The organism is Sinorhizobium terangae (assembly GCF_009601505.1).
GTDB classification, from domain to species: domain Bacteria; phylum Pseudomonadota; class Alphaproteobacteria; order Rhizobiales; family Rhizobiaceae; genus Sinorhizobium; species Sinorhizobium terangae.
Genome location: NZ_WITC01000095.1, coordinates 53464 through 75909, shown reverse-complemented (window position 1 = coordinate 75909; position 22446 = coordinate 53464). Strand labels below are relative to the sequence as shown.

Genomic DNA, 22446 nt, shown 5'->3' with positions numbered 1-22446 from the left:
CGAACGGTCCTCACTGACCGAGCCGCTCGAGCAGGGCGGGCACGTGCACCTGGTCGGCTTTGTAGTTGCCGGTCAGCATATACATCATGATGTTGACGCCGGAGCGGAACGCGTATTCGCGCTGCATCTCGTCCGGCGGAACGGTTGGCAGGAGCGCGACGCCGTTCGTGTCCACGGCCCAGGCGCCGGCAAAGTCGTTGCCGGTGATCATGATCGGCGTGACGCCGTCTCCTGACCGGGCCGGGCGGTCGCTTGGCCCTTCGCGATTGTCGAATTGCGCCTCGATCCAGAGAGGGCTGCCGGTGTAGCGGCCCGGAAAATTCGTGAGCAGATAGAAGGCCTTGGTCAGCACATGGTCGCTCGGAACGGGCTCCAGCGGTGGAATGTCGAGATTGGCTAGGATCGCCTGTAGCCGTTCGCTGTTCGGGCTCGTCCCGTTCGACGAGGCGCCGAGCGAGGAGAACTGGTCGCGGGTGTCGAAGAGCACTGTGCCGCCTGCGCGCATATAGGCGTCGATGCGGCTGACGGCCTGCGGGCTCGGCATCGGCGCATTGGCGGAGATCGGCCAATAGATGATTGGATAGAAGTTGAGTTCGTCCTTGGAAATGTCGAGCCCGACGGGCGCGCCCGGCTCGAGCGTCGTGCGATAGGTCAGGAAATCGGTAAGGCCCGTGAGACCGCGTTCGGAGAGACGATCGACCTCGTCTTCCCCGGTGACGACATAGGCGAGATGGGTCGTATCGAGGTGTTCGAGGATCTGTTGGTCGTCCGGACGGGTGTCATCCGCCAACGCTTGCGGCGGCAGGAGGACAAGGGTGCCACACAGCACGAAGAGGGCTGCGGTGGCGCTCCTTGCCATCCGTATGCGCGAAAAGGCTCCGCCCATGAAGAGAACGACGATGGCGTCGGTAAGGAGCAGAAGCAGTGCCAGCGTCAAGAGAGCAGGCTTCAGCGACCAGCTTTCCTCGCCGGTCAGCCGTTCTGAGCTGTGCGGGCCCGCCGCCGCCATGTCGATCGGCTTGAGTTGCGCGTCGCGCGGAAGCAGGTTCAACGCCGTGAAACCGTCTTCGGAACCGTAGAGCCCCGGCGGGTTTTCCGGAGTTGCAAGCGGCGCCTTGCCGGGAGCGACGTTAAGCGGCCGCGCATTGCCGGTTTCGGCAACAAGGACGCCGTCGGCGTTCAGCAGCCGGTAGGGTGCCAGCGTCTGCGCCTGCACCTTGCCTTCGCTTGCGACGCCGCCGCTGCGCGAAAGCTGCACACTGCGGCGGAGCATTTCAACGAAATGCCCGGAAATCGGCAGGTTCGACCAGGTTGCCTCGGCGCTGACATGGAAGAGGATGATGCGTCCAGATCCCTGGACCGCCGTCGTCACCAAGGGCGTTCCATCCGCGAGATTTGCCCAGGTCCGCTCGGCGAGGTCAGCCGTAGGTTCGGCCAGGACCTGCCGCTTGACGAGAATATCGGTCGGACGTGGCATGCCGGCAAAGGGGCCGTTGCCAGGATAGTCGGCGAGCGGCTGCGGCTCGGACCAGGAAAGCGCTCCGCCAAGCGCCCGCTCACCTTGCCTCAGCGGCACGGGGACGAGCGGATCGTCGGCCGGTGCCGCCGCAAGCCGCGGCCCGGCAAAGCGGATCAACGTGCCGCCATTATCGATCCACTTCTTCATGAGCGGATACATCTCTTCCGGCAAGCGGCCGATGTCGGCCATGATCAGGACCGAGGGCCGTTGTTCCAGAAGTTCCGGAATGGCAACGGCAAGGTCGGTCTCGCGCGGTTCGATGAGATCGGCATAGGGAGCCAACGCCCGGTTGATGTAGTAGAGCGGCGACAGCAGGGGCTGGGAAAGATCGCGAGCCTCGCCGCTCAGGAGAGCGACGCGACGGCGGCGGAAGCCATCGTCGAGCAAGTGGACGCTGCCTGCGGTCGCGGCGCCTTCGATGCCGATGCGGGCGAAATCGTTGCGCAGCTCGAAGGGCGCGGCGATCGTTCCCTTCGCAACCGCTTCACCGGGCGCGAAATCGATCGCGCCATCGGCGATGGCGCGGCCACGCGTATCGTAAGCGACGATCGACACGGAACGGCGATCATCGGTTTTCAACCGGCTCGCGGTCACCGACATGCCGGCGTTTTCGTTGCTGCTGTCGGTCAGCGCTATCGCTTGACTGCCGTCGGCCTCGATCACCCGGAGGTTGGCCGCGCCAAGTCCGGCAAGTGCCTCCATCGTCTTGCCGTCAACAGCTTCGATGCCGTCTGTAACGAAGGCGAGCGTGCCGGGTGCTGAGCCCTTGAAGGTCGTCCGCATGGCCGCGATCGCGGAGCGGCGATCGGCCGGAAGCGGTTCGGGCGACGCGGCAGCCAGGCGGTTGCGCGCGGCTCCGGCCGATCCCGGCGTCGCATTATGCTGTCGCTCGCCGGTGAAAACGATCGAGACGGCAAGGTCTCTCGACTCCGCGTCGTCGATGAGCGCCGAGGCAGCCTCGACCCGCCGCTCCCAATCGGGCGCCGTCGCCCAGCTGTTGTCGATCAAAAGCGCGAGCGGGCCGGAGGACGCGAGCGTGTTGGTGCGCGGATTGAAGACCGGATCGGCGATCGCGAAAATGACGGCGGTCGCCATCATCATCCTGAGAAGCGTCAGCCACCAGGGGCTCTTCGACGGGGTCTCCTCGCGCTTCAGAACCGAGGCGAGGATGCGCAGCGGTGGAAAGACCTCGGCCGCTGGTCGAGGCGGCGTCATCCGCAAAAGCCACCAGATCACCGGCAGCGCGACAAGCGCGGCCAGCATGGCAGGATTGGCGAAGACGAAGGAAAGGCCGCCGATCATAGCAGACCTCCATGCGTTGCGCGTCCAGGCATTCCGGAAAGATACATGTGCACGGCAACCAGCGCCTCGGAGGCGGGGCGGTCGGTCCTATGCGGGATGAAGGTCCAGCCGAGATGCCTGAGGCTCGAGCCCAGGCTGTCGCGGCGGGCGAGATAGGCGCGCTGATAATCCTCCTGCAGGATCTCTGCGCGTCCGGCGGTCAGCTTTTCGCCGGTCTCCGGGTCGGTGAATTCGGTTCGCCCGGCATAGGGGAAGACTTCCTCGGCCGGGTCGGCGATCTCGACCATATGGCCGCGGAAACCGCGGCGGGCGAGCGGAGCAAGACGCTCCATCACCTTGTCGGCCGGGTCGAGAAAATCGCCTATCAGCACCAGATCGCTGGCATTGCGGATCATGCTGGTCTCGGGCAGGCCCTCGGAAAGCTGGCTCAGCATGATCGCCGTTGCCAATCGTTCGGCTGCATTGCGCGCGGAGACCGGCTCCATGACGCCGGGGCAGCCGATCCGCTCGCCGGAGCGGGCGAGAATTTCCGCAAGCGCCAGCATCAGCACCAGTGCACGGCTTTCCTTCGAAACCGCGCCGAGCGTCGACTTGTACATCATCGAGGGGGATAGGTCCGCCCAAAGCCAGATGGTATGGGCCGCCTCCCATTCGCGGTCGCGGACATAGGTATGGTCGTCGCGGGCGGAGCGGCGCCAGTCGATGCGAGACAGGCTTTCGCCCTCGCTATAGGGGCGGAACTGCCAGAAATTTTCGCCGATACCCCGCTTGCGCCGGCCATGCCACCCGGAGATCACCGTGTTGGCAATCCTGCGAGCTTCGACAAGGCAGTCCGGAACGAGCATTGCGCGCTGTTGAGCGCGCGACAGGACTTCGCCGGAGGGGGTACGCGCGACTATGTGCCCGATCGAGGCCATGCATTAACCCTTGGCTCTTTTCACCAGGCCGTCGATGACGTCGCGCACAGTCATGCCTTCCGCACGGGCGGCGAAGGTGAGCGCCATGCGGTGCTGCAGCACGGGTTCGGCAAGAGCCAGGATATCGTCGGCGGAAGGCGCCAGGCGGCCGTCATAGAGGGCGCGCGCACGGGCGCACAGCATCAGGGCCTGGCCTGCACGCGGACCTGGGCCCCAGGCGACATTCTTGTCGGTGGTCGAGTTGCCGTTGCCCGGGCGGGCAGAGCGCACGAGCGACAGGATGGCATCGACCACCTTCTCGCCGACCGGCATCTGGCGGATCAGACTCTGGATCTGCAGGAGGCGCTGGGCGTCGATCACCGGTCGCGCTTCGGCTTCAGCGACGCCGGTCGTTTCCAGGAGGATTTGCCGTTCGGCGGCAAGCTCGGGGTAGCCGACATCGACCTGCATCAGGAAACGGTCGAGCTGCGCTTCCGGCAGGGGGTAGGTTCCCTCCTGCTCGAGCGGGTTCTGGGTCGCGAGCACGTGGAACGGCTGGGGCAGGTCCTTGCGGACGCCGGCAACAGTGATGTGGTACTCCTGCATGGCCTGCAACAGCGCCGACTGCGTGCGCGGCGAGGCGCGGTTGATCTCGTCCGCCATCAGCAGCTGGGTGAATATCGGGCCGGGGACGAAACGAAACGACCGATAGCCCGCGGCGTCCTGGTCCATCACTTCCGAGCCCAGAATGTCGGAAGGCATCAGGTCGGGCGTGAACTGGATACGGCTGTTGTCGAGCCCGAGCACGGTACCGAGCGTGGCAACGAGTTTGGTCTTGGCAAGGCCCGGCACGCCAACGAGCAGCGCATGGCCGCCGGACAGCACGGCGAGCAGCGTCTGCTCGATCACGCTTTCCTGGCCGAAGATCACCTTGCCGACTTCGGCGCGTATGAGCGCGATCTCACCCAGTGCGGCTTCCGCGGCCGCGACGATTGCCTTCTCGTCGGCCGCATCTGTCGCGCTTTTCATAACACTCATCGCAATTCTCCCAGATCGTCGCTGCTGAACCGAATCGCCATTGCCTGATATTCAGTCCGTATTTTTCAATTTAGACCCTGGCAGGCGGCTGACAAGCCGCCGCCAACGCACTATGTCGTGAGCTTGCAGGACGCTCGCCGTGCATCCCGCATGCTCGTCGATGCGGACGGAATGCCCCAAAACCGGAGGCCGGAGCATCCCTCGCACGTTCGTCTGAACGCGTTATGCTTCAAAAGCAAGATCAGGACCAAACGGGACGGAACGATGGCAGAGGCCAAGATTCAGCAAACGGGCGACGCGGCCGGCCTTGCCGCGCTGATTGCCCGCGCCGCCGGCGAGAGGGGCGGTGAAGCGCGGGGATTGCCGCCGGTCGACCGTTGGAATCCGCCGTTTTGCGGCGACATCGACATGGAAATCCGTGGCGACGGAACGTGGTTCTACATGGGAACACCGATCGGTCGCCAGCCGCTCGTCCGGCTGTTTTCCACCGTGCTCCGCAAGGACGAGGACGGCAGGACCTACCTCGTCACGCCAGTGGAAAAGGTCGGCATCCGCATTGCGGACGCTCCGTTCATCGCCGTGGAGATGAGCGTTACTGACAAGGATGGCGAAAATGTCCTGACATTTCGCACCAATGTTGGCGATGTGGTGGAAGCCGGGCCGGAGCATCCCCTCCGCTTCGTCGTCCACGGCGAAAATCGCGAACTGAAGCCCTACCTTCATGTGCGTGGGCGGCTTGAGGCGCTCGTATCGAGGCCGGTCATGTATGACATTGTCGAACTGGGCGAAACGGTCGAGATCGATGGCGTCGACATGTTCTGCGTCAAATCGTCCGGCGCCACCTTTCCGATCATGCCGGCGGCGGAGCTGGAAGCCCTCTCGCAATGACAAATCATCCCTTTTCCGCCGACGAGTTTCGCCGCAGGGCGCTCGCCCAGGCCGGTGGGCCGGTCGAGACGGCCTGGCGCGATCACGGCGATTTCCTGCTCAATCCGGGCATCGTGCCCTACCTCGAAACTCTCCATTTGAAGGACGCGGCCGTGCTTGTGCCGGTCGTCGACGATGGCGAAGACGCGAGCGTGATCTTTACCCAGCGGACGTCGACGTTGCGCAAGCACTCGGGTCAGGTGGCCTTTCCGGGCGGGGCCGTCGATCCCGAGGATCAGTCCATCGAAGTTGCGGCGCTCCGCGAGGCGCAGGAGGAGATCGGCCTCGACCCCCGCTTCGTCGAGACGATCGGCCGTCTGCCGCACTATATGGCCATGTCGGGCTTCCGCATCACGCCGGTGCTCGCGGTCGTGCAGCCGGGGTTCGAACTCGCGCCCAATCCGGAAGAGGTGGAAAGCGTGTTCGAAGTGCCGCTTTCTTTCTTGATGAACCCTGTCAATCACGGGCGCGGACGCAGCCATTGGCAGGGTGCGGAGCGGCAGTTCTACCGCATGCCTTATGGCGAACGGAATATTTGGGGGATTACCGCGGGGATCGTCCGCATGCTCTACGAAAGGCTTTATGCATGACTTCCGTTGCCGCTGAGGCGTGGTTTCAGGCTCCCTCGCTCCGGCGTGTTTTCGACGTCCTGGACGTCGACGGCGGCGAGGTGCGTGTGGTCGGCGGCGCGATCCGCAACAGCCTCATGGGACTGCCGGCCGGCGATGTCGACATGGCGACCACCTGGCGGCCCGAGGATGTTGCTGAACGGGCGAAGGCAGCGGGCATCAAGGTCGTGCCGACCGGTGTCGAGCATGGCACGGTCACCCTCGTCATCGACGGGACGCCCTATGAAGTGACGACGCTGCGGCGCGACGTTGCAACCGACGGGCGCCGCGCCGAAGTGGCTTTCGGGACCGACTGGCGGGCGGATGCGGAGCGCCGTGACTTTACGATCAATGCGCTTTATGCGGACAGCAATGGTCAAGTAATCGACCATGTCGGCGGCCTTGCCGATCTCGAGAGCCGGACGCTGCGTTTCATCGGCAATGCCGCCGAGCGCGTCCGGGAGGATTACCTGCGCATCCTGCGCTTCTTCCGGTTCTTTGCCTATTACGGCGCCGGCCGACCCGACGCAGATGGGCTGCGGGCCTGCGCACAGGCGCGTGCGAAGCTCTCGACGCTTTCGGCGGAACGGGTCTGGTCCGAAACGAAGAAACTGCTCGCCGCCGATGACCCAGGTCGCGCACTGCTGTGGATGCGCCAAGCGGGCGTGCTCTCCGAAATCCTGCCGGAGACCGAGAAGTGGGGCATTGACGCCATTCCCGGCCTGATTGCCGCCGAGAAGGCCTTCTCCTGGAAGCCGGATCCGCTGCTCAGGCTGGCGGCGATCGTTCCGCCGGATGCGGAACGGCTCGATGCCATGGCGGCGCGATTGCGTCTATCGAAGGCGGAGGCCGCCTATTTCGCGCGGTTTGCCACTGCACCGGCGGTTCCCGCAACGCTCGCGGATGCGGCTCTCGATCGCCAGCTTTATCGCTCCGGCGCTGACGGGATCACTACGCGTCTGCGGCTTGCTCTCGCATCGTCGCGCCGCCTGTCCGAAAACGATCCGTCGCTCCTTCCCGAAACGGCCGCGTTTCAGCGGCTTCTTTCGCGTGCGATGAAGTGGCAGCGCCCGGTCTTTCCTTTGACCGGAGCCGATGTCCTGAAGGCCGGCATTCCGGCCGGTCCCAAGGTCGGCGAGGTGCTGTCCGAGCTCGAAAATTTCTGGATCGAGCGCAATTTCGCTCCCGGCCGGGCAGCGCTCGCAGCCCGGCTCGAATCGATGGTGCGCGATTCGACGTGACAACCCAAGTAACGTCGGCGGAGCGATACCGCTCCGCGGTCCATCCGATCCGAAGGCAGCAAAGGGCGCTTGCCCCGCTCCGGTCAGGCGGCCTTGCTTTCGTCCACGATACGAACCTTGATGTTGTCGATCATGTTCTCGCGGATGACCGTTTCGCCATGGGTCACGCGCATGTGCTCCACAACGCGACGGACGATTTCCGCATCATTGTCGGCGCGGGTGTGCCATTCACAACCCGGGACGAGCGAACCGCATTCAAACAAGCGCATGGTGGCCCTCCTTCCTCTGCTGCTGGCTCTCCTGCATGTTTCCTTAGCCGATTTTGGGGTAAAAACATGCAGCAATTCAAGGCGCTACAGCGTCCTTTCCGCGTCTCGAAAGGCGCACGACGCCGCACGCGCAGCTACGCCCCATTGCGTGCCTTGCAAATTCAAGCGCAACATTAACACCGACGCCGCCAAATTGTTCCGCATGCCCTGCGGAGATTTTGCAAGGCCTTGCGGTTTGCGGCGGGGAGGGTGAGCTTTCTGACGGCAACGCGAAGAAACCTCTATAGAATTGCACATTGTTGATGGTATGGCTTTGCCTCCCATGAGACTCGCAGAGGCTATTTTTTCGTCATGACCGCGACCGTTCAATCGGAACTGATTTCCTCCATCCGGAGCATTCCGGATTACCCGAAGCCAGGCGTCATGTTTCGCGATATCACGACATTGCTCGGCAATCCGAGGGCTTTCCGCCGCGCGATCGACGAACTCGTTCACCCCTATGCTGGAACCAAAATCGAGAAGATCGCCGGCATCGAGGCGCGTGGGTTCATCTTGGGCGGTGCGATCGCCCACCAGCTTTCGGCCGGCTTCGTGCCGATCCGAAAGAAGGGCAAGCTGCCGCACGATACGGTTCGCATCGCCTACAGCCTCGAATACGGCGTGGACGAGATGGAAATGCACAGGGATGCGATCCAACCGGGCGAGAAGGTGATCCTGGTCGATGACCTGATCGCCACCGGCGGGACCGCCGAAGGCGCCGTCAAGCTTCTGCAGCAGATGGGAGCGGATATCGTGGCTGCTTGCTTCATCATCGATCTGCCAGAGCTTGGCGGGCGCAGGAAGCTCGAAGCCCTCGGCGTCAATGTCCGCACACTGATCGAATTCGCGGGACATTGAAGCACTGGCGTATGGGCGGCGCGCAACGCGCCAACCTCAGGTGAATTCGATCACCTTGCTTTCGAACTGGATGACGGTTTCGCCGTGCTGGTTCTCGCCTTCGCAAAGAATGGTGTTGATGCGCCATCCGGGTCTCGACGCGACGCTCCGCGCTTCGAGAAAGGTGACGGCGTAGGTTATCGTGTCGCCGGCATAGACCGGCTTCAGCCACTTGAGTTCGCGAAAGCCGGGTGAGGGGCCGAGGTTCGGCGCGTGCAGCCCCTCGGCCGCCAGGCGTCGGATCTCATCCCTCCAGAACCGCACGAAACATTGCATCCAGCCGGCGCTCGTGTGCCAACCGGACGCGCAAAGCCCGCCGAAAAGCGAGTGCTTGGCCTCTTCCGCGTCGAGGTGGAATGACTGCGGGTCGAAGTTGCGCGCGAAGCGGACGATGTCTTCTGCCGTAAATGTCAGACTGCCGATCACGGTTTTTCGGCCGGCTGCGTAGAGTTCCGCCAATGTCATCACAACCGCTGCCCCCGGTCGCGGCGGCGGAAAAGGACGGAGCATTCCGAAACCGCGATCGCTTCCCCCGTCTGGTTATTGATCTCATTGCGGAACTTGACGATGCCGACGTCAGGTTTCGACTTCGACTGCCGGGCGCCGAGCACCAGGCTGAAGCCTGTCAGCACGTCGCCTGCGATCACCGGTTTCTTCCAATCCATGAAGTCGATGCCCGGCGAGCCTTGAGAGGAGGAATTGCCGAGAAAGGCGTCGATCATCATACGCATGCCGATCGCGCTCGTGTGCCAGCCCGAGGCGGAGAGCCCGCCGAGAATGCTACGCTTGCCGGCCTCTTCATCCAAGTGCATCGGCTGCGGATCGAATTCGCTGGCGAAGGCGATGATGTCGGGCGCCTGCACGGCGACCGGATGATAGTCGAAGCGCCGCCCTGGCGTGAAGTCTTCGAAATAGAGCATGCCGGCCTCCCTCGTTGCCGGAGATGTGCTGCTATGCGGCTCTACCGTATGTTTCCTCAAATCGAAGACAATTTAAGGACGGCGCTGTGCCGCATAGCCACCGCGTCAGGTGTTGAAGCGGAAATGGATGACGTCGCCGTCCTGGACGACGTACTCCTTGCCTTCGTCGCGCGCCTTGCCGGCTTCTTTCGCGCCGGTTTCGCCGCCGAGCGAAATATAGTCATCATAAGCGATGGTGTTCGCACGAATAAAGCCGCGCTCGAAATCCGTGTGGATAACGCCGGCGGCCTGCGGCGCCTTGGTGCCGCGCGGTATGGTCCAGGCGCGTGTCTCTTTCGGGCCGACCGTGAAATAGGTAATGAGGTCGAGCAGCTTGTAGCCGGCGCGGATCAATCGGTCGAGACCGGCCTCCTCGAGGCCGAGCGCAGCAAGGAATTCCTTGGCCTCTTCCTCCGGCAGCTGTGCGACCTCCGATTCGATCGCGGCCGAGATAACAACGGTTTCCGCACCTTGAGCCTTTGCCATTTCGGCGACCGCGCGCGTGTGCTCGTTGCCGGTGGCGGCATCGCTTTCGGCGACGTTGCAGACGTAAAGCACCGGATGGGCGGTGAGGAGATTGAGGCCCTGGAGAATGCGCAATTCGTCGGCGTCGAGCTTCGACAGGAGGGTGCGCACCGGCTTGCCTTCCTGCAGGAGCTTCAGCGAGGCTTCCATCACCGGAAGCTGTGCCATCGAGTCCTTGTCCTTGCCGGCGGCACGCTTGCGCGTCTGGTCCGTGCGCCGCTCCAGGCTTTCCAGATCCGCGAGCATCAGTTCGGTTTCGATCGTCTCGGCATCGGCAACCGGGTGGATGCGACCTTCCACGTGGGTGATGTCGTCGTCTTCGAAGCAACGCAGCACATGGACCACGGCGTCGACCTCGCGAATATTGGCGAGGAACTGGTTGCCGAGGCCTTCGCCCTTGGACGCGCCCCGCACGAGGCCGGCGATATCGACGAAGGAGATGCGCGTCGGGATGATTTCCTTTGACTTCGCGACGTCGGCGAGCTTGCGCATGCGCGGATCCGGAACCGCGACTTCCCCGGTGTTCGGCTCGATCGTGCAGAAGGGATAGTTTGCCGCTTGCGCCGCTGCCGTCTTGGTGAGCGCATTGAAGAGTGTGGACTTGCCGACATTCGGCAGCCCGACGATACCGCATTTGAAGCCCATGGCTAAAACCTGTCTTTCTCGGATTGCTTGGCGGTGGCTATGGGGTAAAGGAGAGGAGCGGTCAAGCTCTTCTGAACCGCCGCGCGCCTTGTCAGACGCGCAAAGGACGCTGTAGCATTCCGGCCTTCCCTTGAATGCGCATGTCCGACGCGCGATATTGTCCGCGCGATGGTGATCGCCTCCTCATGTCATCAACGGGTGGATTTCCGATGAGTGACAGCGATGTTGCCCCAAGACTCAAGACCAGATCGAAGCCTAAGCTGCAGCGGCCGAAGCTCTATAAGGTCATTCTGGTCAACGACGACTACACCCCACGTGAATTTGTGGTCATGGTGCTCAAGGCCGTGTTCCGGATGAGCGAGGAAACCGGCTACCGGGTGATGATGACGGCACACAAGCTCGGCACCTCGGTCGTCGTCGTCTGCGCCAGGGACATCGCCGAGACCAAGGCCAAGGAGGCGACGGATGTCGGCAAGGAAGCGGGCTATCCGCTGATGTTCACGACAGAGCCGGAGGAGTAGGCTCGGCCCTTCTTCCTCAATCCCCCTTCCTCAATCCCCTTTCGAGCCGAACATCTTCTTCAGCATCTCGGCCATTGGGCCGGTGGTGGGAAGTTTTTTTGGCTGCGCTGCGTTGCGGGCCTGGTGGATATGGGATTGCGCGGGCTGCTTCTTCGGTGCCTGCGGCTTTTCGTCAGTCGGGTTGCTGCCGGTCGCAAGCGCGATCTTGTTCATCAGTTGCGAATCCTCGCCCCGGACCAGCATGTCCGCGTTGTCGGCGATGGCGTCCAGGAGTGGCGAAAGCCAGGCCTGATCCGCCTTGGCGAAGTCGCCGAGCACATGGGCGTGCACGAGGTCCTTAACACCCGGGTGGCCGATGCCCAGGCGCAGGCGGCGGTAGTCCTTGCCGCAGTGGGCGTCGATCGATTTGATGCCGTTGTGGCCGCCGTGGCCGCCGCCAGTCTTGATCCGTGCCTTGCCGGCAGGAAGATCGAGTTCGTCGTAGATCACGACAATATCCTTCGGCGCGAGCTTGTAGAAGCGCATGGCTTCGCCGACCGCCTCTCCTGACAGATTCATGTAGGTCTGCGGTTTCATCAGGAGCACGCGTTCACCGGCGATTTCGCCTTCGGAGACTTCCGACTTGAACTTCTTCGACCACGAGGAAAAGCTCGTGCGACGCTGAATCGCCTCGACCGCCATGAAGCCGATATTGTGGCGGTTCCCGGCATACTTCGCACCCGGATTGCCAAGTCCCGCGATAATCAGCATGTCGCCGTACTCCTGATGCTTCCTGCTTGGCGCGGAGGGTGGCTCGCCCCTCATCCGGCCTGCCGGCCACCTTCTCCCCGCAAGCGGGGCGAAGGGGACTCGCTGTGCCGTTCTTGTCCCCCTCTCCGCTTGCGGGGAGAGGGCTAGTCCTCGGGTTGAACCCGAGGAGAGGGGCAGTTCCGCCACGTCCCGCTGTTTCAACCCAAAATCATCGCGGCCCGGCCAAAGTCAACGCCTATTTCGCCGCCTGTTCGATACGGTTCGGGCGCAGGCCGTAGCGTTCGAAGATCCGGTCCTGCGTACCGCTGGCGATCAGGCGGTTGAGTTCGGCCTGCATGCGGGCAATGGTCTCATCGGGCATGTCCCGGTGGCAAGCGATGCCATATTGCTTGCCTTCCAGCACCAATACCGCTTCGACCGGTATGCCATCGGCCCGCATGGTCTCGAAGGTTTTTTCCGACGTCATGAGCAGATCGATGCGACCGGCGGCGAGCTTCTTCATCGTGGAGTCGAGGTTGGCGGCATAGTCGATCTTGTCGAAACCATGCGCCTTCAAATAGGCTGCGGAGAAGTCTCCGCGCTGTGTTCCGACGACGAACTCTTTGGCTTCATCGATCGTCTGCGGCGCGATCGCCGCACCCTTGCGCCGCACCATGATCATGTGATCGACGAGCAGCGGTTCAACCCATTTGAAATTCCTGTCCCGCTCGGCGTCGTGGCCCGTGGTGAAAACACAGTGGAAAGGCTGGTTTTCGGCAAGCGCGAAGGCGCGCGCCCAAGGCAGGACCTCGGTCTCGTAAGGGAGATTGATGGCCCTCATGATCAATGCAACCTGTTCGACCGACGAGCCGTTCACGCCGTTCGCGGTCGAGAAGTTATAGGGCGGATACTCCTCGGTGACGAAATGGATCGTCTCGGCGTGAGCGGTGGCGGAAAGACCGAGCAGGAACGCCAGGATCAGATGCTTCACGCCCATTTCTCCTTTTCGATGTGCGCTATGCCGGATTGGCCGCCTTGGCTTCGGATTCGTTCTCCAGGAGGGCCAGCATACCGTCGATCGGCATGGGCCGGCTGAAGAGATAACCCTGGCCATTATCCACGCCGAGCTTGCGCAGAAGCTGCCACTGCTCCTTCGTTTCGATGCCTTCGGCGACGACCGTGCATCCCATCTGATGCGAAATGGTGCGAATACCCTTGATGAGCATGCGACTCTTGCGCCTGACGTCGGCTGTACCGGAGCTCAGCGACCGGGTGAAGGACTGGTCGACCTTGACGATGTCGACAGGGAACCGATTGAGATAGCTGAGCGACGAGTAGCCGGTGCCGAAATCGTCGAGCGCGATGCGGCAGCCGAACTCGTTGAGTTGTTTGAGGACGGCGTGAACTTCGGGATTGTCCAGCATCAGCACCGCCTCGGTGATCTCGATGACGATCCTCTGCGGCGAAATGTGGTGCTTGAGGAGCAGCGCAGCCAGCTTGTGGGGCAGTGTCAACTCGAACTGCAGCGGCGAGAAGTTGACTGCCAGATAGGTATTCTGCGTTCCATCGAGCGCGGAGATCGCGGCGAGGTGGCGGATCGCCTTCTCGAGCACGCGGTCGCCGATACGGCCGATCGTGCCTGTCTCCTCGGCAATGCCGATGATCTTGCCGGGCGGCATCAGTCCCTTTTCCGGATGATCGAGGCGCATCAGCGCTTCGAAACCGACGATCTGGCCGTCGCCGAGTCCGACGATAGGCTGCAGCCAGGCTTCAAACCAATCCTCCTTCAGGCCGGTTTCGATGCATTGCTCGATCTCGTGGCGCTCGCGCGCGGTGTCGAGCATGCTCGCGTCGAAAATCCGCAGGCCGTTCTTGCCGTCGCGCTTGCGCGCATACATCGCCATGTCCGCCTTCAGCAGAAGGTCTGAAGCGCTTGTCGCATGCGTCGGGTAGACGGAAACGCCGACGCTGGCGCTGACCGACAGTTCGTTGCCGGCAATCGGCATCGGCTCGCGCAGTGCGGCGCAGATGCACTCGCCAATCTCGGCGGCGAGTGCGGCGACATCCGTTGCCGCAACGAGAATGGCGAACTCGTCGCCGCCGAGCCTCGACATTACGTCATCCGCGGCAAGCGTTGCGCGGACCAGTTCGACGGTACGGCGCAGGACGGCGTCGCCGGCGGCGTGGCCGAAGCTGTCGTTGATCCACTTGAACCGGTCGAGGTCGATGAACAGGCAGGCAAGCTGCATGCCGCACGCGTCGGCGTTGCGGATTGCGTCGTCGAGGGCGCTTTCGAAGCCCTGGCGATTGAGCAGTCCGGTCAGGTGATCGGTGATCGCCTGGGCATGGTTGCGACTCTCTGCCTGCTTGAGCGCGGTGACATCGGTCATGACGGATAGCGAGAGATCGCCGCCATGAGCCATTTCCGATTCCAGGATCAGGACGGTCATGAATTCGCCGTCGGCCTTGCGGAAGGGCAGTGTCACTTCGCTGATGTTGTCGTTGTCGACCGCGGTCGTCTTTGCGCGAAGGCGATAGGCTTCGTGCCACACGGGATCAATGAAATCGGTGAAGTTGCGGCCGATGACGTCTTCGCGGGCATAGCCGGTCGCAAGCAGCCAGTAATCACTGACGGCGCTCAGCCTGTTTGCCGCGTCGAGCGAGAAGAGCATGGCCGGAGTCAGGTTATAGGTCTCGGTTGCGCGCTCGTGCGCGATCTTGAGTTCGGTTTCCTCGCGTTCCAGGCGATCCTGCATCTCGTTGAAGTTTGCGGCGAGCGTGCCCATCTCGTCGTCCGAAATCCAGTCGACCCGGTGGCGGGATCCCAGCCGGCGTGTCGCCTCGATCGCGGCGGTCAGCCGCATCAGCGGGCGGATCACCGTGAAGCGATTGCCGACGAGGGCGGCCGCGAAGACGATCGCGACCGCAAAAAGCAGAATGGCGAGGACGGTCCATTCGTCCTTGCTGAAGCGTGAAAGGATGCCGGGCGTCGGGACGACGACCTCGAGCGTCCCGACCTGTTTGATGCCCTCGACGCTATCAAAGGCGATCGCGGTCTTCAGCGAGCGGCTGGCGGCCGTGCCGCCAATACCCTTCGGCAATTGTGCAAGGATATTTCCACCCGCATCGTGAATGGCGACGGCCCGAATATCGGTGGCGTTCATCAGGGAGCGGGCGATCCGTTCGATGCCTTGCTGGTCGAAATCCCAGATCGGCTTGCCGAGCGCTTCGCCGCTAGCTTCCATCAGAAGCTCGATATTCTGCAGGCGCTCGCGTGCGACACGTTCGCTCGATATGGTGAGGAAGAGTGCGAGCAATGGGGCGACGAATACAAACATCGCGCCGCAGATGATCGCAACAAACCGGTTTTCCACCGAGTGCATCATCGCGCGCTCCCCTCGGCAGTTGCTGCCACTTTAATCATTGCTGGTTCTCTTGGATTGCCACCGACGTCTCCCGCCGGCAGAACATCATCCAAACCTTAAATGTTGCTGAAGTTGCACGCCGAGATTTCATGGGGGCGAAGCCGAGACGCTGTGCTTGCATTAGCGGATGATGATGCTTGGCAAAAGCCAAGCCCGGGCGGCCTCACGCCCGTCCGGAAACGAAAAACCCGCCCCATGCGACATGGAGCGGGTTTGTCTTGTCAGCCTTGAGCGGGCTGGCGAGATGCGAAATGCAGATTATTCTTCTGCTTCGCCCTCAGCCTCTTCTGCTGCTTCTTCTTCGGCTTCCATCACGCGGCCGGCGATCGTGGCGACCGTGAAGTCGCGATCAGCGATAACCGGGGTCGCGCCTGCCGGAAGCTTGATGTCCGAGATGTGGACGGTGTCGCCGATGTTCAGGCCGGTGAGGTCAACGGTCAGGAACTCCGGAATGTTGTCGGCCGAAACGTTCAGCTCGACTTCATGGCGAACGATGTTCAGGGCGCCGCCGCGCTTGAGACCCGGAGACTTCTCTTCGTTCTCGAAGTGAACCGGGACCTGGACGGAAACCTGGCTGTCCTTCGAGACGCGCAGGAAGTCGACATGCATCGTGAAATCGCGGACCGGGTCGAGCTGATAGTCCTTCGGCAGGACACGAATCTTCTCGCCGTTGACGTTGATGATCGCGACGGTGGTCATGAAACCGCCGGCGTGGATCTTCATCGTCACTTCCTTGGTGGAGAGCGCGATGGAAAGGGGGGCCTGCTTGTCACCATAGATGACAGCCGGGATAAGACCGTTGCGGCGAAGTTCACGGGAGGACCCCTTACCAACCCGTTCGCGCGTCTCGGCCTTGAGCTCGTAAGTCTGGCTCATGGGTAGACCTTTCTGGTTATTTGGAGAGTTCGTCCGTCAAAGAAGCGGAAAAACCTGAAGCTGACGGGCAGCTTCATCCGCGTTGCCTCCAAGGGTGTCTGCGCGGACGCGCGGTCCATAGCGGAGATCGGGCGGAAATGCAAGGCGCGGCGCTATGGTTCACGCCCTCCGCTTGGTCAAGCGGGCGAGTGCGAGCATGAGGCCGCCGGCGATCAGACCCCAGAAGGCGCCGGAAACGCCGCCGAAGCTGACGCCTGATGCGGTTACCAAAAAGGTGATGGCGGCGGCTTCCCGCGTCTGACTTTCGCTGAAGGCGGCCAAGGCCGAGCTTGCAAAGGCGCCAACAAGCGCAAGCCCGGCGACGGCCTCGATCAGCACCGGAGGTGCGAGACTGACGAAGGTGGTAACGGCGCCGGCGAGCAGACCAAAGAGGATGTAGGCAATGCCGGCGTTAATTGCCGACCAGTAGCGGCGGGCGCGGTCGGGATGGGAATCGACGCCGGCGCACATGGCCGCGGTGATTGCTGCCAGATTGACCGCATGGCCGCCGAACGGCGCGCTCAGCATCGAGAAGAGACCCGTGGTTGCAAAGAGTGGGCCCGGATTCGGGTGGTAGTCGTTGACCTTCAGAACGGCGATGCCGGGAATGTTCTGCGACGCCATCGTCACGATGAAGAGCGGCAGGGCGATGCTAACCAAGGCCGCAGTGTTGAATACGGGGAAGACGAATTCGGCTTGGGGTATCAGCGCCGAGCTGAGCCTTGCCAAGATGCCGTCAGGCATTTCGATGCCGAAGGCGATGACGAGGACGAAGGCGAGGAGGGCGGCCGGGCCGGCATAGAGCTTGTTGATGCTGCCGACCAGCGCCCAGGCGAGAACGATAGGCAGGCCGAAGAGGGGGTTGAAGGCGATTGCCTTGACCGGCGCGAAGCACAGGCCGATGAGCACGCCGGCGAGCATTGCGTTCGCCAAGGCCGAGGGGATCGAGGAAACCATCTTGCCGAGCGGTTTCCAAAGCCCGGCGATGACGATCAGCAGGCCGCAAACGAGAAAGGCGCCGACCGCGGCATTGAAGCCGCCTGCGACGGCGGTCGAGCTTGCGAGCAATGCGGCGCCAGGGGTCGACCACGCGATGCTGATTGGCAGCCGCGTGACTGTGCTGATGACGATTGCGCATACCCCCATCGAAATCGACAGCGCCATCAGGCCGGAGGCGGCCTGGGCGTCCGTTGCGCCCACGCCGGCAAGGCCGTTCAGGATGACGGCGAATGAGCTTGCAAAGCCGACAAAGGCGATCAGCAGGCCCATGAACAGGCTTTGAAGGGAAAAGTCGCGAAGCATGGCGAACAACCGGATGTTGCGGGAGCGGGGCGTGAAATGACGGCATCGAGTAGCATATCCCAATGCCCAATTTAAGGATAAAAACATCCGGCAATTCAAAGCGCTACACTGTCCGTTGCGCGTCTGAAAACACGCGGCTCGGTGCACTGTGTCACTTGATATATCCACGAAGGCGATTGATTGCGCGACCTTCGTCTGGCTGGACCGGCCGCGCAATCGATGCCTATAGTGCTGCGGCGTGGGTATGCCGAGCGGGAGATCGGCGGACCTGTTCGCGCCGAAGGACGCTTTCAGGGAGGGAGCGGATGCCTGCCGTCAGGGATCATTCCGAACACGTCTACAGGATCGCGCATCAATCGTCGGCTGCGGCGAGTTCGCCGGTTGCGGCATCGTGGCGCCGCTGCATGACCTTGCATGGATTGACACCGGAGGAGGCCCGTTCGCCCTTACGGCTCACGGACAACGAATTCAGGCAGGCGCACGAGCGTTCCGGCGTATTGGTTGCCGAGGCGGCCGGAGAACTCGATCGGCTGTTCGCAGTCATCGGCAAGGCCGGCTGCTGCCTTCTGTTGACCGACGACAAGGGCGTCGCGCTCGAACGCCGCGGCGCGGTCGGAGATGATGCCGAATTTCGCGATGTCGGCCTGTGGTCGGGAACCGTGTGGAGCGAGGCAAGCGTCGGCACAAATGGCATTGGCACTGCCATCGCCGACGAGCGCGCTGTCGTCATCCAGCGTGACCAGCATTTCCTGAGCCGCAATATCGGACTGAGTTGCGCGACGGCGCCGATCCGGGACGAGGCGGGACACCTTGCGGGGGCGATTGACATTTCCACCTGCCGCGACGACGCGTCCGAGGCAACGGTGTCGATCCTCTCCCAGGCCGTGCGCGACGCCGCCTACCGCATCGAGGCCAATCTTTTCCGGCGGGCCTGCGCTGGGGCGCGCATCGTGCTCGTACAGGTAGACAGGGCAGGGCCGGCCTTACTTGCGGTCGACCGCGACGACCTCGTCCTTGGTGCAACCCGCGCCGCGCGCCAGCGGCTCGGCCTCGACGACAGGCGGATTGCAGCGGGCGTTCCCGCTTCCGACCTGCTCCAGGAAGAGCCGCCCGGCGACGGAGGGGAACTGCCGGATGCTGAGCGAGCTGCACTTCGCCGCGTTCTGTCGCGTGCGAACGGCAACGTCTCGATGGCCGCCGACCTTCTCGGAATCAGCCGCGCCACGCTTTACCGCAAGATGAAGCGGCTTTCGCTGAACTGAGCGATTGCTGCGCTGCAGCACGCCGAGCCGGTCCTGCCTGTCTCAATTCTGAAACAGATGGCACTGTCGAGTGCTGTGCCTCTCTATCGCAGTTCGATATTCGGCCTCACCCTTCTTCGCACAGCAAAGGACTGCTGTTCGAAGGGAGGAAGCCATGCTGCACCAGAAGATTGTCGAGACCCCGTACAAGCAGAAATATGGAAACTTCATTGGCGGCGAATGGCGGGAGCCGGTTGCGGGCCGCTATTTCGACAATACGACGCCGGTCACCGGTGGCACGCTTTGCCAGGTCGCCCGTTCCGATGCGGCCGATATCGAGGCCGCGCTCGATGCTGCGCATGCGGCGCGAGAAAAATGGGGGCGGACGTCGACGACGGAGCGCTCCAACATTCTGATGAAGATCGCTGACCGCATGGAAGCCAATCTGGAGCTTCTGGCGCGGGCGGAAACCTTCGACAACGGCAAGCCGATCCGCGAGACCATGGCTGCCGACATTCCGCTGGCGATCGATCATTTCCGTTATTTCGCCGCTTGCATCCGCGCTCAGGAGGGCTCGATCGGCGAGATCGACCACGACACGGTGGCCTATCACTTCCATGAGCCTCTCGGGGTCGTCGGCCAGATCATCCCCTGGAACTTCCCGATCCTGATGGCCGCGTGGAAGTTGGCGCCGGCGCTCGCCGCCGGAAACTGCGTCGTGCTGAAGCCGGCCGAGCAGACGCCGGCCTCCATTCTCGTCTGGGCAGAACTCGTAGGCGACCTCCTGCCGCCGGGCGTCTTGAACATCGTCAACGGCTTCGGCCTTGAAGCGGGCAAGCCGCTCGCCACCAGCCCCCGCATCGCCAAGATCGCATTCACCGGCGAGACGACGACCGGGCGGCTGATCATGCAATATGCCAGCCAGAACCTTATACCGGTTACGCTCGAACTCGGCGGCAAATCGCCGAATATTTTCTTCGCCGATGTGGTGAGCGAGGACGACGACTATTTCGACAAGGCACTTGAGGGCTTTGCGATGTTCGCGCTCAACCAAGGCGAGGTCTGCACTTGCCCAAGCCGCGCGCTGGTCCAGGAGAGCATCTATGACCGTTTTATGGAGCGGGCGCTGAAGCGAGTCGAAGCGATCCGTCAGGGCAACCCGCTCGACCAGGCGACGATGATCGGCGCACAGGCGTCGAGCGAGCAGCTCGAAAAGATCCTCGCCTATATCGAGATCGGCAAGGAGGAAGGGGCCGAGGTGCTGACCGGCGGCGGGCGCAACGTGCTCGAAGGCGAGCTCTCCGGCGGCTACTACGTCAAGCCGACGGTCTTCCGCGGCCACAACAGGATGCGCATCTTCCAGGAGGAGATTTTTGGGCCCGTCGTTTCGGTGACGACCTTCAAGACCGAGGCCGAGGCGCTGGAGATTGCCAACGACACGCTCTATGGCCTCGGTGCCGGTGTGTGGAGCCGGGATGCCAACCGGTGCTACCACTTCGGCCGTGCCATCCAGGCCGGCCGCGTCTGGACCAATTGCTACCACGCCTATCCGGCGCATGCCGCTTTCGGTGGCTACAAGCAGTCCGGCATCGGCCGCGAGACGCACAAGATGATGCTCGACCATTACCAGCAGACCAAGAACATGCTGGTGAGCTACAGCCCGAAGGCGCTCGGCTTCTTCTGATCCTCACAGTTCGATCCCGGCGGCGATCCGCCAGTGATCCTCCCGGCGGGCTTCCGGTATTTCATCGGGGGCCTGTCGGTCGTGCGGGAAGGGAGAAAATCATGACGGAAACAAATAGCGAGCCGCGGGTGCTTGCGACCGATGCGGCAATCGAACTCATCCGCGAGATCCGGCGCGATCATCCGGACATTCTCTTTCATCAGTCGGGCGGCTGCTGCGACGGCTCGTCGCCGATGTGCTATCCGGCGGATGACTACATCGTCGGCGACAATGACGTGAGGCTCGGCGAGATCGACGGCGTGCCGGTCTATATCAGCGCCAGCCAGTTTGAAGTCTGGAAGCACACGCAACTGATCATCGATGTCGTTCCGGGAAGGGGCGGGATGTTCTCGCTCGATAATGGTCGGGAGAAGCGTTTTTTGACGCGGTCGCGTCTGTTCGGTGGAGGCGAGGTTTGCACGGTACAACCCCTGGCTTGTGGCGGCAGTTAGTGCCGGCTGCGCCGGTCGCGTTAGGCCTTCTTAAACGTTTGCAATCTATAGTAGTTGCTGCAGTTTTTCCACTCTTTTGTTGCCAGGCATGAAGCCGCAGATGCTGATTGATTTCGATGCCGATGCGGGCGTTGAAATTTGCGAGGGAGCAGTTTCATGACAACGATTTCGTCCGTGGGCAATTCTGCTGCTCTGGCCATCCTGCGATCCGGTTCGCGGGCCGGCGTGTCGGCTGTCGATTTCCTCCTCTCATCAGTGTTCAAGGCCAGCTCGGATGCGGTTGCAGCAGCTATTTTCAATGCCATTGCGGGAAATAGCGACTTTCAGAAAGAGTTTTTGGATTCTTATGATGCCGCGATGAAACGCGGCGCGACGCTGGGCGGAATCCACCCAGACAACGCCAAGCACATTGCGCTCGCCGATTTGATCATTAAGCATCGCCAGAGCTTTCCGCCAGAAGAGTTCACGATACACACCGATCTGCCGGATGGAGCATCGATCACGACGACCATTCCGTCTGTGGCTGCGATGAAGGGCGAAATCTTCAAAGAGCAGATTGCGGAAAAGCAGGCTGCGTTTGACGCGGAAATCGCTGCCGCAAAAGTGTCCCCAGATCCCGCAGCCGTCAAGCTGAATGCGTTGTCGCAAGTCGTGAAAGTTCTGGTACTCGATGGTGCGGAACCCGTGTCGGCCCTTCTCGAAAACAGTCAGCCAAAGCCGGACGAACTGGCAAAGCCATTCGCCGCGTAGGCGCACGCTTTGCCGCAGTCAGTGTCCCGTTGCCGATGTTTTCTCGCGTCCGATCCTCGTTGCCAGATCGAGAAACGCCCGCAGTTTGGGCTGCGTCTGGGCCTTGGCAGGAAAATAGATGAAGAGGCCCGGCGATGTCGGCAGATAGGCGTGGAGCACGCGTTCGAGACGCCCGGCTGCGACAGCCTCGCGCACCGACGGCTCCGGCAGATAGGCGAGTCCCATCCCCGCTTGCGCCAGTTCGATGAGCAGCAGGAAGTCGTTGACGGTCAACCCGCCCGGAGCGTCGACGGAGAAATCGCGCCCCTCCCGCTCGAACTCCCAGCGATAGATCGTGCCGGAAGTGGGATAGCGATAGCGGATCGATTCGTGCCGGGTCAGTTCCTCTGGCGTCGCCGGTCGGCCGCGTCGGGCGAAATAGGCGGGTGCGCCGACGACTGCCCAGCCAATGTCGGGCGTCAGCCTGACAGCGACCATAATCCTTTTCGACGGCCTCGCCGATGCGGATGCCGGCGTCGAAGCC

General features: G+C 62.5%; 22 protein-coding genes. 9 read left to right on the top strand and 13 right to left on the bottom strand.

All coding sequences use genetic code 11. From position 1 onward, the window contains the following. Window positions 1-10: 10 nt before the first annotated feature. From GHK62_RS22560 to GHK62_RS22550, 3 genes are read right to left on the bottom strand one after another with little or no spacing between them, the layout of a single operon-like run. Window positions 11-2821: a DUF4159 domain-containing protein gene (locus tag GHK62_RS22560; protein WP_153441307.1), complete on the bottom strand. Its 2811-nt coding sequence runs from the start codon at window positions 2819-2821 to the stop codon at window positions 11-13. Beyond that, window positions 2818-3738, bottom strand: coding sequence for a DUF58 domain-containing protein (locus GHK62_RS22555; RefSeq protein ID WP_153441306.1), 921 nt, complete (start codon window positions 3736-3738; stop codon window positions 2818-2820). The genes GHK62_RS22560 and GHK62_RS22555 overlap by 4 nt, the downstream gene beginning before the upstream one ends. A 3-nt stretch (window positions 3739-3741) precedes the next feature. Further along, window positions 3742-4755, bottom strand: a complete 1014-nt coding sequence (locus GHK62_RS22550) for an AAA family ATPase (RefSeq protein ID WP_153441305.1) — start codon at window positions 4753-4755, stop codon at window positions 3742-3744. Window positions 4756-5019: 264 nt separating this feature from the next. Between GHK62_RS22550 and GHK62_RS22545 the strand changes: the two genes are divergently transcribed. From GHK62_RS22545 to GHK62_RS22535, 3 genes are read left to right on the top strand one after another with little or no spacing between them, the layout of a single operon-like run. Then, a complete protein-coding gene (locus GHK62_RS22545; protein WP_153441304.1) occupies window positions 5020-5643 on the top strand; it encodes a DUF1285 domain-containing protein in 624 nt (207 codons plus the stop codon). Next, window positions 5640-6272 (top strand): CoA pyrophosphatase, encoded by a 633-nt coding sequence (locus GHK62_RS22540; RefSeq protein WP_153441303.1) that lies wholly within the window; start codon window positions 5640-5642, stop codon window positions 6270-6272. Before GHK62_RS22545 ends, GHK62_RS22540 begins: the two co-directional genes overlap by 4 nt. Next, on the top strand, window positions 6269-7531 hold the full coding sequence (locus GHK62_RS22535; RefSeq protein WP_153441302.1) for a CCA tRNA nucleotidyltransferase: 1263 nt from the start codon (window positions 6269-6271) through the stop codon (window positions 7529-7531). The genes GHK62_RS22540 and GHK62_RS22535 overlap by 4 nt, the downstream gene beginning before the upstream one ends. Window positions 7532-7614: 83 nt before the next feature. On the opposite strand, the gene GHK62_RS22530 is transcribed toward GHK62_RS22535, so the two are convergent. Further along, a complete protein-coding gene (locus tag GHK62_RS22530) occupies window positions 7615-7800 on the bottom strand; it encodes a DUF1059 domain-containing protein (protein WP_153441301.1) in 186 nt (61 codons plus the stop codon). 351 nt (window positions 7801-8151) lie between these two features. Between GHK62_RS22530 and GHK62_RS22525 the strand changes: the two genes are divergently transcribed. After that, window positions 8152-8697, top strand: a complete 546-nt coding sequence (locus GHK62_RS22525) for an adenine phosphoribosyltransferase (protein WP_153441300.1) — start codon at window positions 8152-8154, stop codon at window positions 8695-8697. Between the two features lie 36 nt (window positions 8698-8733). Here GHK62_RS22525 and GHK62_RS22520 read toward each other — a convergent pair whose 3' ends face one another. The 3 genes from GHK62_RS22520 to ychF form a co-directional block, all read right to left on the bottom strand. Then, the gene (locus GHK62_RS22520) at window positions 8734-9204 is read right to left on the bottom strand and encodes a MaoC family dehydratase (protein WP_184108533.1); all 471 of its coding nucleotides are present in this window, start codon (window positions 9202-9204) and stop codon (window positions 8734-8736) included. After that, complete coding sequence (locus GHK62_RS22515; protein ID WP_153441298.1) at window positions 9201-9656, bottom strand: MaoC family dehydratase; 456 nt, start codon at window positions 9654-9656, stop codon at window positions 9201-9203. The genes GHK62_RS22520 and GHK62_RS22515 overlap by 4 nt, the downstream gene beginning before the upstream one ends. Before the next feature lie 105 nt (window positions 9657-9761). After that, complete coding sequence (gene ychF, locus GHK62_RS22510) at window positions 9762-10865, bottom strand: redox-regulated ATPase YchF (protein WP_153441297.1); 1104 nt, start codon at window positions 10863-10865, stop codon at window positions 9762-9764. Window positions 10866-11074: 209 nt separating this feature from the next. On the opposite strand from ychF, the gene clpS reads away from it, so the two are divergent. Then, on the top strand, window positions 11075-11386 hold the full coding sequence (gene clpS, locus GHK62_RS22505) for an ATP-dependent Clp protease adapter ClpS (RefSeq protein ID WP_153441296.1): 312 nt from the start codon (window positions 11075-11077) through the stop codon (window positions 11384-11386). 30 nt (window positions 11387-11416) lie between these two features. Here the strand turns inward: clpS and pth are convergent, their stop codons facing one another. The 5 genes from pth to GHK62_RS22480 form a co-directional block, all read right to left on the bottom strand. Next, window positions 11417-12136 carry an aminoacyl-tRNA hydrolase gene (pth, locus tag GHK62_RS22500; RefSeq protein ID WP_153441295.1) on the bottom strand — a complete coding sequence of 240 codons (720 nt, stop codon included), beginning with the start codon at window positions 12134-12136 and terminating at the stop codon, window positions 11417-11419. A gap of 235 nt (window positions 12137-12371) precedes the next feature. After that, window positions 12372-13112, bottom strand: coding sequence for a substrate-binding periplasmic protein (locus GHK62_RS22495; protein ID WP_153441294.1), 741 nt, complete (start codon window positions 13110-13112; stop codon window positions 12372-12374). Between the two features lie 19 nt (window positions 13113-13131). After that, window positions 13132-15501, bottom strand: a complete 2370-nt coding sequence (locus GHK62_RS22490; protein ID WP_153441293.1) for a putative bifunctional diguanylate cyclase/phosphodiesterase — start codon at window positions 15499-15501, stop codon at window positions 13132-13134. A gap of 297 nt (window positions 15502-15798) precedes the next feature. Beyond that, window positions 15799-16416 carry a 50S ribosomal protein L25/general stress protein Ctc gene (locus GHK62_RS22485; RefSeq protein WP_153441292.1) on the bottom strand — a complete coding sequence of 206 codons (618 nt, stop codon included), beginning with the start codon at window positions 16414-16416 and terminating at the stop codon, window positions 15799-15801. 159 nt (window positions 16417-16575) lie between these two features. Continuing rightward, the gene (locus GHK62_RS22480; protein ID WP_153441291.1) at window positions 16576-17757 is read right to left on the bottom strand and encodes a benzoate/H(+) symporter BenE family transporter; all 1182 of its coding nucleotides are present in this window, start codon (window positions 17755-17757) and stop codon (window positions 16576-16578) included. Between the two features lie 305 nt (window positions 17758-18062). Between GHK62_RS22480 and GHK62_RS22475 the strand changes: the two genes are divergently transcribed. The 4 genes from GHK62_RS22475 to GHK62_RS22460 all read left to right on the top strand — a co-directional run bounded on the left by GHK62_RS22475 (window position 18063) and on the right by GHK62_RS22460 (window position 21923). Beyond that, entirely contained in the window at window positions 18063-19019 is a 957-nt protein-coding gene (locus tag GHK62_RS22475; RefSeq protein WP_153441290.1) for a helix-turn-helix domain-containing protein, read from the top strand. Between the two features lie 154 nt (window positions 19020-19173). Next, a complete protein-coding gene (gene adh, locus GHK62_RS22470; RefSeq protein WP_153441289.1) occupies window positions 19174-20682 on the top strand; it encodes an aldehyde dehydrogenase in 1509 nt (502 codons plus the stop codon). Between the two features lie 101 nt (window positions 20683-20783). Beyond that, entirely contained in the window at window positions 20784-21173 is a 390-nt protein-coding gene (locus GHK62_RS22465) for a DUF779 domain-containing protein (protein WP_153441288.1), read from the top strand. A gap of 156 nt (window positions 21174-21329) precedes the next feature. Continuing rightward, complete coding sequence (locus tag GHK62_RS22460) at window positions 21330-21923, top strand: SGNH/GDSL hydrolase family protein (RefSeq protein ID WP_153441287.1); 594 nt, start codon at window positions 21330-21332, stop codon at window positions 21921-21923. 18 nt (window positions 21924-21941) lie between these two features. Here GHK62_RS22460 and GHK62_RS34910 read toward each other — a convergent pair whose 3' ends face one another. Then, window positions 21942-22400: a LysR substrate-binding domain-containing protein gene (locus tag GHK62_RS34910; protein WP_268833761.1), complete on the bottom strand. Its 459-nt coding sequence runs from the start codon at window positions 22398-22400 to the stop codon at window positions 21942-21944. Window positions 22401-22446: the final 46 nt, after the last annotated feature.